Origin of the sequence: Pseudomonas sp. QC2, from assembly GCF_002859085.1 — a bacterium.
Lineage (GTDB): Bacteria > Pseudomonadota > Gammaproteobacteria > Pseudomonadales > Pseudomonadaceae > Aquipseudomonas > Aquipseudomonas petroselini.
On the sequence record NZ_PKKS01000018.1, the window covers coordinates 135,300 to 148,521 of the forward strand.

Here is a 13,222-nt window from a genome sequence, read left to right on the forward strand (position 1 = left end):
TACCATGGCCCGCGTAACCGTTGAAGACTGCCTAGAACACGTGGATAACCGCTTTGAGCTGGTCATGCTCTCTACCAAGCGTGCCCGTCAACTGGCCACTGGCGGCAAAGAGCCGTTGGTCCAGTGGGAAAACGACAAGCCTACCGTTGTAGCCCTGCGTGAAATCGCTGAAGGCCTGATGAGCTACGAGTTCATCGCCAACGCTGAAATCGTTGAAGACGAACCGCTGTTTGCAGCGTTCGAGGACGAGTCCAACGAGGCCGTCTAAGCCTATGCCTGGTCGACGTAGCACGGCGCGGGGTCACAGCCAACGGCAGGAGTTCATCCTTTGCCGAGCATAGACGCCCTCGCCGATCGCTTATCGACCTACCTCGGCCCAGACCAGGTCAACCTGGTCCGCCGAGCGTATTTCTACGCCGAACAAGCCCACGACGGCCAACGCCGCCGCAGTGGCGAGGCGTATGTCACCCATCCTCTTGCGGTGGCAAATATTCTGGCCGACATGCACATGGACCATCAGAGCCTGATGGCCGCGATGCTGCATGACGTGATCGAAGACACCGGCATCGCCAAGGAAGCGCTCAGCGCGCAATTTGGCGAAACCGTGGCCGAACTGGTCGACGGGGTCAGCAAACTGACCCAGATGAACTTCGAGACCAAGGCCGAAGCCCAGGCGGAAAACTTCCAGAAGATGGCCATGGCCATGGCACGCGACATCCGCGTGATCCTGGTCAAGCTGGCCGACCGGCTGCACAACATGCGCACGCTGGAAGTGCTGTCCGGCGAAAAACGTCGGCGCATCGCCAAGGAAACCCTGGAAATCTACGCGCCCATCGCCAACCGGCTGGGCATGCACGCCATTCGTATCGAATTCGAAGACCTCGGTTTCAAGGCCATGCACCCGATGCGTTCGGCGCGCATCTACCAGGCGGTCAAGCGCGCACGGGGCAACCGCAAGGAAATCGTCAACAAGATCGAAGAGTCGCTGAGCCATTGCCTGGCGATCGACGAGATCGAGGGCGAAGTCAGCGGCCGACAAAAACACATCTACGGCATCTACAAAAAGATGCGCGGCAAGCGCCGGGCCTTCAACGAGATCATGGACGTGTACGCGTTCCGGATCATCGTCGACAAGGTCGACACCTGCTACCGTGTGCTGGGCGCTGTGCATAATTTGTACAAACCCCTGCCGGGCCGCTTTAAGGACTACATCGCGATTCCCAAGGCCAACGGCTACCAGTCGCTGCATACCACGCTGTTCGGTATGCACGGGGTGCCGATCGAGATCCAGATCCGCACCCGCGAAATGGAAGAGATGGCCAACAACGGCATCGCCGCCCATTGGCTGTACAAATCCAGCGGCGACGAGCAGCCCAAGGGCACTCATGCTCGCGCCCGCCAGTGGGTCAAGGGCGTGCTGGAAATGCAGCAACGTGCCGGCAATTCCCTGGAATTCATCGAAAGCGTGAAGATCGACCTGTTCCCGGACGAGGTCTACGTGTTCACGCCCAAAGGTCGGATCATGGAGCTGCCCAAAGGCTCCACCGCTGTCGACTTTGCCTACGCCGTGCACACCGACGTGGGCAACAGCTGCATCGCCTGTCGGATCAATCGCCGTCTCGCACCGCTGTCCGAACCACTGCAAAGCGGCTCCACGGTCGAGATCGTCAGCGCTCCAGGCGCTCGCCCGAACCCGGCGTGGCTCAACTTTGTGGTTACCGGCAAGGCGCGTACGCACATCCGTCACGCCTTGAAACTGCAGCGCCGTTCCGAGTCCATCAGCCTGGGCGAACGCCTGCTGAACAAGGTGCTCAACGGTTTCGACAGTGCGTTGGACAAGATCCCGCAAGAGCGCGTGCAAGCGATGCTCCACGAGTACCGCCAGGAAACCATCGAGGACCTGCTGGAAGATATCGGCCTGGGCAACCGCATGGCTTATGTCGTCGCACGCCGCCTGCTCGGCGAAGGCGAACAGCTGCCAAGCCCGGAAGGCCCGCTGGCGATTCGCGGCACCGAGGGCCTGGTGCTCAGCTACGCCAAGTGCTGCACGCCGATCCCAGGCGACCCGATTGTCGGCCACTTGTCGGCGGGCAAAGGCATGGTGGTGCACCTGGACAACTGCCGCAACATCACCGAAATCCGTCACAACCCGGAAAAATGCATCCAGCTGTCCTGGGCCAAGGACGTCACCGGCGAATTCAACGTCGAGCTGCGGGTGGAGCTCGAACACCAGCGCGGCCTGATCGCCCTGCTCGCCAGCAGCGTCAATGCGGCCGACGGCAATATCGAGAAAATCAGCATGGACGAGCGCGATGGCCGCATCAGCGTGGTCCAGCTTGTGGTCAGCGTCCACGACCGCGTGCACCTGGCCCGCGTGATCAAGAAACTGCGTGCCTTGACCGGGGTCATCCGCATCACCCGCATGCGCGCATAGCGCTTCAGCGAGCCCACTTATTACAAGGAGTCATTCATGACCAAGACTGTTATCACCAGCGACAAAGCCCCTGCTGCCATCGGCACTTACTCCCAGGCGATCAAGGCGGGCAACACCGTCTACATGTCCGGCCAGATCCCATTGGACCCAAAGACCATGGAACTGGTGGAAGGCTTCGAAGCACAGACCGTACAGGTCTTCGAAAACCTCAAGTCGGTTGCTGAAGCCGCTGGCGGTTCGTTCAAAGACATCGTCAAGCTGAACATCTTCCTCACCGACCTGAGCCACTTCGCCAAGGTCAACGAGATCATGGGCAAGTACTTCGAACAGCCCTACCCAGCCCGCGCCGCCATCGGTGTTGCCGCCCTGCCTAAGGGTGCACAGGTTGAGATGGACGCCATTCTGGTCATCGAGTAAAACACCCGGCGCAGCCCGCACAGGCTGCGCCGACTTCGTTTCGAAAGGATTTCATGATGCGCAAAGCGCTTGTAGCCTCATCAATGCTCGCCCTGTTGCTTAGCGGCTGCGCCAGCAACCCTGCGGACCTGGATGTGAGCGGCACCTGGATCAACCAGGCCGCCATCGATGCGGCAGCCAAGGGCGGCCCTTTGCGTGAAGCCTTGCAGAGCTTTGGCCCGAACCTCGAGTGGGAGGTCAATTCCAAGGCCTCGCAAGCGCGCTATTACAACGGTTTTGAAGTGGCCGAAGGCAAGTTGCTGGGTGAAAAATCCGGCGCCTGGAGCGTGGACTTCTACGGCAGTTCCGCCACCGAACTCAAGCGCAAAGGCAAGCAACTGCTGCAAGTGGCCAACGACAACGAGCCTGAACAGCTGTTTGCCCGCGCCAAAGAGCCCGCGCCGGACGGTGCGCCCATTGGCGCCAACTTCGAACGCGCGCTGTACGCGGCCTACATGGGCGGCGACTGGAAGATCGCCGACGGCTTCGGCAGCGGCGCCATCGTACAGTTCCAGGCCGACGGCAAGGTCGCGGGCCTGCCGAATGTCGATCGGTACTCGCTGTGCCTGGCGGGTGACTGCGCCTCAATGAGCGGCGGCTACGACAGTATCTGGCTGCAACTGAATGGCCAGGGCAACCCGTGGATTTTCGTGCGCAAAGGCAAGCAACTGGAGATTTTCCAGGCGGTGAATACCGCGCAGGCCGACGAAGTACCGCAGTTCACCCCCGGCCCCCGTCAATGGCTGCTGGTAAAACAATAGCCGCCATGCCGCAAATCCAAATGTGGGAGGGGGCTTGCCCCCGATTGCAGTACATCAGCTAATACAACTGTGGCTGACACTCCGCTATCGGGGGCAAGCCCCCTCCCACATTTTTTGACTGCGTTTCAGCCCTTGAGGATCGCAGCATAGCCTTCGCGATAAGTCGGGTAGGCCGGCGTCCAACCCAACGCTTTCGCCCGGGCATTGCTGCACTGCTTGCTGCCCGCCCGCCGCACACTGGCGTCCTCAGCCCACTCGGTCACCCCAAGGAATTCGCGCAACCAGCCCACCACTTCGGCCAGTGGCGCGGGCGCATCGTCAACGCCGATGTAGACCTTGTCCAACGCGCCGCCGCTTTCCACGTGCCGCAACAAAAACGCCAGCAAACCCGCTGCGTCCTCCGCGTGAATGCGGTTGCCATATAAAGGTGGGTCGACTGCTACACGGTAGCCTTGGCGGACCTGGGTCAACAGCCATTCGCGGCCCGGACCGTAGATGCCGGTCAGGCGGACAATGCTGGCCGGGATGCCGCTGTTAAGCGCCACTTGCTCGGCCTCCAACATCACTTGCCCGGAATACCCCTTCGCCTGAGTCTCCGACGTTTCGTCGACCCACTCGCCATTCTGCTGCCCGTAGACGCTGCTGCTGGAGACAAACAGCAGGTGCTTGGGCTCCTGGCCATAGTCGCCCAACCACTCCAGTACATGTTTCAGCCCTTGTACGTAAGCGGCGCGATAACCGGCTTCGTCGTGATCCGTCGCGGCGGCGCAGTACACCAGGTAATCCACCCCGCCGATCGGCCAGGTGTCAGGGCAATCTTTCTTGAACAGGTCGCCGGCGATGCCAATCACGCCGTCGGGAAGCCGCGAAACATCGCGGCGCAGGCCATGCACCTCCCATCCGGAGGCGAGCAACTGGCTGGCCAGCCGACTCCCCACATCGCCACAACCCGCAATCACAACCGAAGGCGCTGACATCACAAAACTCCCTACTGAAAGGTCTAGGTTAGCCTTCGCAGATGACCGTCGGCCAGAAAAAGGGCAAATAAAGTTACTGTATTACTTCTGTTAACAAGAATTACTTGCAATAATAACCGCCCATTTGTCCTCGACCCCTGGGTCTGGAAGGACGATCACTCATTTTTTTACTCAGGTCCGGCCAGCATGACACGTAATACAACCCCCGCTTCGCCAACCAAGCGTCACAGCCCATCCCGCGCCTGGCGCGCGATTGCTGCGCTGCTGTTCAGCGTACTGCTGGCACCGACCGCCGCCTTCGCTGATGCCACCGCCCCCGCTACCCCGCCTGCAGCCGCAGCACCGGCAGCGCCTGCTACAGCGCCCGCTGCCACCGACCCGGCCCAGGCTGCTGATCCAGCCTCCGCCGACGACACCGGTGTGGTGCTGGAAGAAGACAACACCCTGGGCATGGCCCACGACCTGTCGCCATGGGGCATGTACCAGAACGCTGACGTGGTGGTGAAAGCCGTCATGATCGGCCTGGCCATCGCCTCGATCATCACCTGGACCATCTGGATCGCCAAAGGCTTCGAGCTGCTGGGCGCCAAACGCCGTCTGCGTAACGAAATCGTCCACCTGAAAAAGGCCACCACCCTCAAGGAAGCCAGCGAAAGCGCGACCAAGAAAGGCACCCTGGCCAACACGCTGGTGCACGACGCGCTGGAAGAAATGCGCCTGTCGGCCAACGCCCGCGAAAAAGAAGGCATCAAGGAACGTGTGGCCTTCCGCCTGGAGCGCCTGGTGGCGGCCTGCGGTCGTAACATGAGCAGCGGCACCGGCGTGCTGGCGACCATTGGTTCCACCGCGCCCTTCGTCGGCCTGTTCGGTACCGTGTGGGGCATCATGAACAGCTTCATCGGCATCGCTAAAACCCAGACCACCAACCTCGCCGTCGTTGCCCCCGGCATCGCCGAAGCCCTGCTGGCGACCGCCCTGGGCCTGGTTGCCGCGATTCCTGCGGTGGTGATCTACAACGTCTTTGCCCGTTCGATTGCCGGCTATAAGGCCCAGGTATCGGACGCGTCGGCGGAAGTCCTGCTGCTGGTCAGCCGCGACCTCGATCACCTGCCTACCGAGCGCAGCTCGCAACCGCACATGGTGAAAGTGGGGTAATCGGCCATGGGCCTGCATTTGAATCAAGGCGACGACGAACTCGTCGAGAACCACGAAATCAACGTCACGCCGTTTATCGACGTGATGCTGGTGCTGCTGATCATCTTCATGGTGGCGGCACCGCTGGCCACCGTGGACATCAAGGTTGACCTGCCCGCGTCCAGCGCCAAGCCGGCACCGCGACCAGAGAAACCGATCTTCCTCAGCGTCAAGGCGGACCAACGCCTGTTCCTGGGCGAAGAGGAAGTCAAGGCTGAAACCCTGGGGCCGGTGCTCGACGCCAAGACCCAAGGCAAAAAAGACACGACGATCTTCTTCCAAGCCGACAAGGGCGTGGACTACGGCGACCTGATGAGCGTGATGGATGCCCTGCGGGCAGCCGGCTACCTCAAGGTAGGCCTGGTCGGACTTGAGACGGCAGCCAAGAAATGATCACGACGCGCCACAAACTGACGCGTTATGGCACCAGCCTCGCCGTCGTACTGGGCGTGCATGCCATCGCGATTGCTATCGCGCTTCATTGGTCGGCGCCGCGCACGGTGCAGTTGCCACCGGCTGCCATGGTCATCGACCTGGCCCCGATGCCAGCGCCACCACCGCCGGCACCGCCCAAAGTGGTAACGCCGCCGCAACCGCCTGCACCGGTAGAAGAGCTGCCCCTGCCGAAACTGGCCGAGGCCCCCAAGCCGACAATCCAGGTGCCCAAGCCGGTCAAGCCCAAGCCTAAACCGCAGCCGCCCAAGCCGGTGGAGAAGAAGATCGAGCCGCCCAAGGAGAAACCCTCCGAGGACCCGCCGAGCGACGCTCCGCCGACCCAAGCGCCGGCTGAAAAATCGGCCCAACCGGTACCTGGCCCGTCGCCACAACAGATCGCCGCCAAAGCGTCCTGGGAAGGCACCCTGCTGGCACACTTGCAGAAGTACAAGAAATACCCGCCAGGTGCCCAGGCCCGTGGCAAGGAAGGCTTGAACCGCCTGAAGTTCGTGGTGGATGCCGACGGTAACGTGCTGTCCTACGAGTTGGTCGGCCGCTCCGGCAACGCCGACCTGGACCGTGCCACGCTGGACATGATCCGTCGCGCCCAGCCGCTGCCCAAGCCGCCGGCGGACATGCTCAAAGGTGGCAGCATCGAGATCGTTGCACCGTTCGTGTACAACATCGAGAAACGCCGCCGCTAAAGGCACACAGGAAGCAATGTGGGAAGGGGCTTGCCCCTCCCACATTTTGGTTTCATCGCACAAGAAAATTCCCGACTACTCCCCGCTCAATCCCTACCAAACTTCTGATAACGTGCGTCTATCGATTGCAGCCGGTATGCTTGGCCCGCAACCTCATGGACGCCCGCTATGACTCTTACAGAATTACGCTACATCGTTACCCTCGCCCAAGAGCAGCATTTCGGCCACGCGGCTGAGCGTTGCCACGTCAGCCAGCCGACGCTGTCGGTGGGCGTGAAAAAGCTTGAAGACGAACTCGGTGTGCTGATTTTCGAGCGCAGCAAGAGCGCCGTGCGCCTCACCCCGGTGGGTGAAGGTATTGTGGCCCAGGCACAGAAGGTGCTGGAGCAAGCACAGAGTATTCGCGAGCTGGCTCAGGCGGGCAAGAACCAGCTGACCGCACCGCTGAAAGTCGGCGCCATCTACACCGTCGGCCCGTACCTGTTCCCGCACCTGATTCCGCAACTGCACCGCGTCGCGCCGCAGATGCCGCTGTATATCGAAGAAAACTTCACCCACGTGCTGCGCGACAAACTGCGCAACGGCGAGCTGGACGCAATCATCATCGCCCTGCCGTTCAATGAAGCCGACGTGCTGACCCTGCCGCTCTACGACGAGCCGTTCTACGTGCTGATGCCGGCCTCCCACCCGTGGACGCAGAAAGACACCATCGACGCCGGCCTGCTCAACGACAAGAGCCTGCTGCTGCTCGGCGAAGGTCACTGCTTCCGCGACCAGGTCCTCGAAGCCTGCCCCACCCTGACCAAAGGCAACGACGGCGCCAAGCACACCACCGTGGAATCCAGCTCCCTGGAAACCATTCGGCACATGGTCGCGTCGGGCCTGGGCATCTCGATCCTGCCGCTGTCGGCGGTGGACAGCCATCACTACGCCCCCGGCGTGATTGAAGTGCGCCCACTCACGCCGCCAGTGCCGTTCCGCACCGTGGCGATCGCCTGGCGCGCCAGCTTCCCACGGCCAAAAGCCATTGAGATCCTCGCCGACTCGATCCGCCTGTGTTCGGTGGCCAAGCCGCCTGCTGCGAGTTAAGCAAGGGTATGACAGAGCTGTCGCAGGTGTCGGTGACGGCACTCAAGGGTGTCGGTGAAGCCATGGCCGAGAAGCTGGCCAAGGTCGGCCTGGAGAACCTCCAGGACGTGCTGTTCCACCTGCCCTTGCGCTATCAGGACCGCACCCGCGTAGTGCCCATCGGCCAGTTACGCCCTGGGCAGGATGCGGTGGTCGAAGGCACCGTCAGCGGTGCCGACGTGGTCATGGGCAAACGCCGCAGCTTGGTCGTGCGGCTTCAGGACGGTACCGGCGGCCTCAGCCTGCGCTTCTACCATTTCAGCAACGCGCAGAAGGAAGGCCTCAAGCGCGGCACCCGTGTGCGCTGCTACGGCGAAGCGCGGCCCGGTGCGTCAGGCCTGGAGATCTATCACCCGGAATACCGCGCCATCACCGGGGATGAACCGCCGCCGGTCGACACCACGCTCACCCCGATCTACCCGCTCACCGAAGGCCTGACCCAGCAACGCCTGCGCCAGCTGTGCATGCAGACGCTGACGCTGCTCGGCCCGAAAAGCCTGCCCGACTGGCTGCCTGAGGAACTGGCTCGCGACTATCAATTGGCGCCGCTGGACGATGCGATTCGCTACCTGCATCACCCGCCCGCCGACGCCGATGTCGACGAACTGGCCCTCGGTCATCACTGGGCCCAGCACCGCCTGGCCTTCGAAGAGCTGCTGACCCATCAACTGTCCCAGCAACGCCTGCGCGAAAGCATGCGTTCCCTGCGCGCGCCAGCGATGCCCAAGGCCACGCGGCTGCCCGCGCAGTACCTGGCCAACCTCGGTTTTGCCCCGACCGGCGCCCAGCAGCGCGTGGGTAACGAGATCGCCTATGACCTCAGCCAGAAAGAACCGATGCTGCGCCTGATCCAGGGCGACGTCGGCGCGGGCAAAACCGTGGTCGCCGCCCTCGCCGCGCTGCAAGCGCTGGAAGCCGGTTACCAGGTGGCGCTGATGGCGCCGACCGAGATCCTGGCCGAGCAACACTTCATCACCTTCAAGCGCTGGCTCGAACCGCTGGGCCTGAAAGTCGCCTGGTTGGCCGGCAAGCTCAAAGGCAAGAACCGCGCAGCCGCACTCGAACAGATCGCCGGCGGCGCACCGATGGTGGTGGGCACCCACGCGCTGTTCCAGGACGAGGTGCAGTTCAAGAGCCTGGCCCTGGTGATCATCGACGAACAGCACCGCTTCGGCGTGCAGCAGCGCCTGGCCCTGCGCCAGAAAGGCGTGGGCGGGCGCATGAACCCGCACCAGTTGATCATGACCGCCACACCGATCCCGCGCACGCTGGCCATGAGCGCCTACGCCGACCTCGACACCTCGATCCTCGACGAACTGCCGCCTGGCCGTACGCCCGTCAACACCGTACTGGTCACCGACACCCGGCGTGTCGAAGTGATCGAACGCGTGCGCGGCGCCTGTGCCGAAGGTCGCCAGGCCTACTGGGTCTGTACGCTGATCGAAGAGTCCGAAGAGCTGACCTGCCAGGCCGCCGAAACCACCTACGAAGACCTGACCAGCGCCCTCGGCGAGCTTAAGGTCGGGCTGATCCACGGGCGCATGAAGCCTGCGGAAAAGGCCGCGGTAATGGCCGAGTTCAAGGCCGGCAATCTGCAACTGCTGGTGGCCACCACGGTGATCGAAGTAGGCGTGGACGTGCCCAACGCCAGCCTGATGATCATCGAAAACCCCGAGCGCCTCGGCCTGGCGCAGTTGCACCAGTTGCGCGGACGTGTCGGCCGGGGCAGCGCGGCCAGCCATTGTGTGCTGCTCTACCACCCGCCACTGTCGCAGATCGGTCGTCAGCGCCTGGGCATCATGCGCGAAACCAACGACGGTTTTGTCATCGCCGAAAAGGACCTCGAACTGCGCGGGCCCGGCGAAATGCTCGGCACCCGCCAGACCGGCCTGCTGCAATTCAAGGTCGCCGACCTGATGCGCGACGCCGATTTGCTGCCCGCCGTACGCGATGCCGCGCAAGCCTTGCTCGAACGTTGGCCGGAGCATGTCAGCCCGTTGCTGAATCGCTGGTTGCGCCATGGGCAGCAATACGGCCAAGTGTGACGCCTGACTCACTTAACCGACCAACATAGGTAGCAAGCTGGTTATACTCCAATGACTGTAAGAAATTGGATCAGGCCATGTCAGAAGTTGCCCTCGCCACAGCCCCACTGACCGCCCCGCCGGTCATTCGGGCTCTGCTCGCAAAACTCGCCATCCCCTATACGGAAGTCGCGGATCTACCGGGCCTGAATCCTGCGCGAAAGGTCCAGGCTGTGTTGCTGGAAGATGCGGTGGGCGCACTGATGGTGCTGTTCCCGCAGAACCAGTTGCTCGACCTCAACCGCCTCACCGAACTGACCGGTCGCCGCCTCATTGCCGTGTCGCCGGAGCGTGTCGCGCGCATGCTGGGCAAGCATGACCTGAGCCTGCTGCCAGGCCTGCCGCCCCTCACCAGCTCACCGTGCCTGTACGAAGGCAGCCTGCTCAATGAGCCGAACCTGCTGGTGCATTCGGGCGAAGCCGGGCTGCTGCTGGAAATCGCCAGCGACGACTTCAAGACCATGCTGACCAAGGCCAGCGCCGCTCAATTCGGCGAGCCGCTGAGCAACATTCGCCCGAACCTCGACCGCCCAAACGACGACCGCGAGGAAATCACCCAGGCGATGCAAGCGTTCACCGCGCGCCGCATCCAGCAACGCCTGGAAGCGACCATCGAGATTCCACCGCTGGCCGACACCGCGCAGAAGATCATCAAGTTGCGCGTCGACCCCAATGCCACCATCGATGACATCACCGGCGTGGTCGAGACCGACCCGTCCCTGGCCGCGCAAGTGGTGAGCTGGGCCGCGTCGCCCTACTACGCGTCGCCGGGCAAGATCCGCTCGGTGGAAGATGCCATCGTGCGCGTGCTGGGCTTTGACCTGGTGATCAACCTGGCGCTGGGCCTGGCCCTGGGCAAAACCCTGAGCCTGCCCAAGGACCACCCACACCAGGCCACGCCATACTGGCACCAGTCCATCTACACCGCCGCCGTGATCGAAGGCCTGACCCGCGCCATGCCCCGCGCCCAGCGCCCGGAAGCCGGCCTGACCTACCTGGCCGGTCTGCTGCACAACTTCGGTTACCTGCTGCTGGCCCACGTGTTCCCGCCGCACTTCTCGCTGATCTGCCGCCACCTGGAGGTCAACCCGCACCTGTGCCACAGCTATGTCGAGCAACACTTGCTGGGCATCAGCCGCGAGCAGATCGGTGCCTGGTTGATGCGCTACTGGGACATGCCGGACGAACTGTCCACCGCCCTGCGCTTCCAGCACGACCCGACCTACGACGGGCAATATGCTGAGTATCCGAACCTGGTGTGCTTGGCGGTGCGCTTGTTGCGCAGCCGGGGAATTGGCTCCGGGCCGGACGAGGCGATTCCGGACGCGCTGCTTGAGCGCCTGGGCTTGAGCCGTGACAAGGCTGAGGAAGTGGTGGGCAAAGTGCTGGATGCTGAAGTGCTGTTGCGCGAGTTGGCGTCCCAGTTCAGCCAGGGCTGAATCGGTAGCGTGTTAGGCCACTATCGGGGCAAGCCCCCTCCCACAGGTTGATCTGCGAGCACAGTCAAGTGTGGGAGGGGGCTGCCCCCGATGAATCCACCTCGGTCTACTTCTTTTTCTTCGGCTTCAAATACTTGGTCAACCCCTGGAACCAGATCACCAGCGCCGGGTTGCCCTTGATCTGGATCGACTTGTCCTGAATCCCCGTCATGAACGCCAGTTGCTTGTTCTTCGCCTGCATCGTGGCGAAGCCGTAGGCGGCGTCCTTGAACGCGATAGCAAACGCCGGCGCCGGGTGAACACCCGAGCGACTGGTGATGCGTTGGTCTTTGACGATGAAGTGACGGGCAACCTTGCCGTCGAGGGTCTGCAGCTGGAAGGCCAGGTCTTTGTCACCCAGTTGCTGCTGGAAGGCAGGATTGGTGCGGCTGGCTTTGCCCATCATCAGGCCCAGCACCCACAGGAGAAGACGAAATTTCATGCACACGGCCTCGGTGTAATTATTGAGTGGCCGCAGCAGTTTAACGATTTGCAAAAAGAACGCCACCGATCTAGCGCATTAGCGGAAGATCGGCTGGCGTTTGACGCTTATAGCAGCATTTTACTTAAACGTTTGGGCAAGGTACCGGCGCCCAGTCGGCCAGGTTCGGATCGCGGCAGCTGCCTTCGAGCTGAGCTTTACCGGCGCTGGCGACCTTCTTGCTTTCATCTTGCTTGGTCTGGGCGGTCTGGAAGGTCTTCTCGGTGCTCACCGCTTCTGTTGGTACGGTTGGAAGAACCGGCTTTTTAGGCGGTTTGGTGCCTGTGCCTTTCTTCTTGCCCGATGTCACAGCGGGGGTTACATCGGCCTTGGCCACGGTGACCACGTCGGTACGCTGTACGCCAACCTGTTGCAGGTCTTTCTCGTAGGCCTGGGTGTAGTTGTTCAGGTCTTCGGCGGCTTTACCGTTGACCGCAACGATCAGGTCATTGGATTCCTTCAGGCCCGAGACGATTTCCGCCAGGCGCTTGCGGCCTTCGGTGTCGTTGACGGTCTTGGCTTTGCGATCAGCCACCAACTTGGTGAACGCGCTCTGGTAGCACTGCTGGGACGCCTTGGCGTACGCAGTGCTGCGGTCGATGTCAGAGGCGCTTTTGTTCACGTCAGCCGCATACGAGGCAATACGCTGGTTGTCATCGGCGATCTGCTTCTGACGTTCGGTGTAGTAACCCGCCGCGCCGCCGGCCAACGCGCCGCCTGCAGCACCGATGGCGGCGTTACGGCCACGTTTTTCCTTGTCGCCGGTGAGGGCGCCCAGCAGTGCACCGCCGGCAGCGCCGATGGCCGCACCGGTCACGACCGACTTGGTCATGTCCGAATCAGTCGCGCGCAGGTGCTGCACCGGCTCGTAGCAGTTCGGGTAGTACTCGACCTTGGCGCTCGACGTGACCTTGGAGGCCGGCGACGTGGCGCAACCGGTCAGCACAGTGCTGAAACCGGCTGCGATCAGCAGCAAGTGACGCTTGGAAACCGCCTTACGGGAAAAAAGCATAAGTGTGTTCTCGTTTAAGTTTGACTTGCCCAGCACGGCTCACCGCCGCCTGAGTCCCTTCCAAGCTCGCCATACAGC

Annotated in this window: 13 protein-coding genes; 10 read left to right on the forward strand and 3 right to left on the reverse strand. The window is 62.3% G+C overall.

All coding sequences use genetic code 11. From position 1 onward, the window contains the following. Positions 1–4: 4 nt before the first annotated feature. Genes rpoZ through QCBJ_RS16620 form a run of 4 tightly spaced genes read left to right on the forward strand, consistent with a single transcriptional unit; the run spans position 5 to position 3,651 of the window. Positions 5–268 (forward strand): DNA-directed RNA polymerase subunit omega, encoded by a 264-nt coding sequence (gene rpoZ / locus QCBJ_RS16605; RefSeq protein WP_003176920.1) that lies wholly within the window; start codon positions 5–7, stop codon positions 266–268. A gap of 60 nt (positions 269–328) precedes the next feature. Continuing rightward, complete coding sequence (gene spoT, locus QCBJ_RS16610; protein ID WP_015886535.1) at positions 329–2,434, forward strand: bifunctional GTP diphosphokinase/guanosine-3',5'-bis pyrophosphate 3'-pyrophosphohydrolase; 2,106 nt, start codon at positions 329–331, stop codon at positions 2,432–2,434. A 36-nt stretch (positions 2,435–2,470) separates the two neighbouring features. After that, a complete protein-coding gene (locus QCBJ_RS16615) occupies positions 2,471–2,851 on the forward strand; it encodes a RidA family protein (RefSeq protein WP_003176922.1) in 381 nt (126 codons plus the stop codon). Between the two features lie 56 nt (positions 2,852–2,907). Then, positions 2,908–3,651, forward strand: a complete 744-nt coding sequence (locus QCBJ_RS16620) for a hypothetical protein (RefSeq protein WP_093542663.1) — start codon at positions 2,908–2,910, stop codon at positions 3,649–3,651. A gap of 125 nt (positions 3,652–3,776) precedes the next feature. Here the strand turns inward: QCBJ_RS16620 and QCBJ_RS16625 are convergent, their stop codons facing one another. Beyond that, a complete protein-coding gene (locus QCBJ_RS16625) occupies positions 3,777–4,628 on the reverse strand; it encodes an SDR family oxidoreductase (RefSeq protein WP_102061209.1) in 852 nt (283 codons plus the stop codon). Positions 4,629–4,814: 186 nt separating this feature from the next. On the opposite strand from QCBJ_RS16625, the gene exbB reads away from it, so the two are divergent. From exbB to QCBJ_RS16655, 6 genes are all read left to right on the forward strand, one after another. Beyond that, positions 4,815–5,783 carry a tonB-system energizer ExbB gene (gene exbB, locus QCBJ_RS16630; protein ID WP_046034851.1) on the forward strand — a complete coding sequence of 323 codons (969 nt, stop codon included), beginning with the start codon at positions 4,815–4,817 and terminating at the stop codon, positions 5,781–5,783. A gap of 6 nt (positions 5,784–5,789) precedes the next feature. Next, positions 5,790–6,215: a TonB system transport protein ExbD gene (gene exbD / locus QCBJ_RS16635; RefSeq protein WP_003195519.1), complete on the forward strand. Its 426-nt coding sequence runs from the start codon at positions 5,790–5,792 to the stop codon at positions 6,213–6,215. Further along, positions 6,212–6,961: an energy transducer TonB gene (locus tag QCBJ_RS16640; protein ID WP_015886539.1), complete on the forward strand. Its 750-nt coding sequence runs from the start codon at positions 6,212–6,214 to the stop codon at positions 6,959–6,961. Before exbD ends, QCBJ_RS16640 begins: the two co-directional genes overlap by 4 nt. A 168-nt stretch (positions 6,962–7,129) precedes the next feature. After that, the gene (locus QCBJ_RS16645; protein WP_015886540.1) at positions 7,130–8,050 is read left to right on the forward strand and encodes a hydrogen peroxide-inducible genes activator; all 921 of its coding nucleotides are present in this window, start codon (positions 7,130–7,132) and stop codon (positions 8,048–8,050) included. Positions 8,051–8,058: 8 nt separating this feature from the next. Beyond that, positions 8,059–10,134, forward strand: a complete 2,076-nt coding sequence (gene recG, locus QCBJ_RS16650) for an ATP-dependent DNA helicase RecG (protein ID WP_102061269.1) — start codon at positions 8,059–8,061, stop codon at positions 10,132–10,134. 77 nt (positions 10,135–10,211) lie between these two features. Further along, positions 10,212–11,612, forward strand: a complete 1,401-nt coding sequence (locus tag QCBJ_RS16655; RefSeq protein ID WP_015886542.1) for an aminoacyl-tRNA deacylase and HDOD domain-containing protein — start codon at positions 10,212–10,214, stop codon at positions 11,610–11,612. 106 nt (positions 11,613–11,718) lie between these two features. On the opposite strand, the gene QCBJ_RS16660 is transcribed toward QCBJ_RS16655, so the two are convergent. Further along, complete coding sequence (locus QCBJ_RS16660) at positions 11,719–12,093, reverse strand: hypothetical protein (protein WP_003195530.1); 375 nt, start codon at positions 12,091–12,093, stop codon at positions 11,719–11,721. A 124-nt stretch (positions 12,094–12,217) separates the two neighbouring features. Next, on the reverse strand, positions 12,218–13,144 hold the full coding sequence (tagQ, locus tag QCBJ_RS16665; protein ID WP_102061210.1) for a type VI secretion system-associated lipoprotein TagQ: 927 nt from the start codon (positions 13,142–13,144) through the stop codon (positions 12,218–12,220). Positions 13,145–13,222 lie beyond the last annotated feature (78 nt).

What these genes read in the sequence shown, in the direction of transcription:
- rpoZ (WP_003176920.1), top strand. Translation starts at nt 5, where the DNA reads ATGGCCCGCGTAACCGTTGAAGACTGCCTAGAACACGTGGATAACCGC.
- QCBJ_RS16645 (WP_015886540.1), top strand. Translation starts at nt 7,130, where the DNA reads ATGACTCTTACAGAATTACGCTACATCGTTACCCTCGCCCAAGAGCAG.
- QCBJ_RS16660 (WP_003195530.1), bottom strand. Translation starts at nt 12,093, where the DNA reads ATGAAATTTCGTCTTCTCCTGTGGGTGCTGGGCCTGATGATGGGCAAA.
- QCBJ_RS16615 (WP_003176922.1), top strand. Translation starts at nt 2,471, where the DNA reads ATGACCAAGACTGTTATCACCAGCGACAAAGCCCCTGCTGCCATCGGC.
- QCBJ_RS16640 (WP_015886539.1), top strand. Translation starts at nt 6,212, where the DNA reads ATGATCACGACGCGCCACAAACTGACGCGTTATGGCACCAGCCTCGCC.
- QCBJ_RS16655 (WP_015886542.1), top strand. Translation starts at nt 10,212, where the DNA reads ATGTCAGAAGTTGCCCTCGCCACAGCCCCACTGACCGCCCCGCCGGTC.
- tagQ (WP_102061210.1), bottom strand. Translation starts at nt 13,144, where the DNA reads ATGCTTTTTTCCCGTAAGGCGGTTTCCAAGCGTCACTTGCTGCTGATC.
- QCBJ_RS16620 (WP_093542663.1), top strand. Translation starts at nt 2,908, where the DNA reads ATGCGCAAAGCGCTTGTAGCCTCATCAATGCTCGCCCTGTTGCTTAGC.
- exbB (WP_046034851.1), top strand. Translation starts at nt 4,815, where the DNA reads ATGACACGTAATACAACCCCCGCTTCGCCAACCAAGCGTCACAGCCCA.
- recG (WP_102061269.1), top strand. Translation starts at nt 8,059, where the DNA reads ATGACAGAGCTGTCGCAGGTGTCGGTGACGGCACTCAAGGGTGTCGGT.
- QCBJ_RS16625 (WP_102061209.1), bottom strand. Translation starts at nt 4,628, where the DNA reads ATGTCAGCGCCTTCGGTTGTGATTGCGGGTTGTGGCGATGTGGGGAGT.
- exbD (WP_003195519.1), top strand. Translation starts at nt 5,790, where the DNA reads ATGGGCCTGCATTTGAATCAAGGCGACGACGAACTCGTCGAGAACCAC.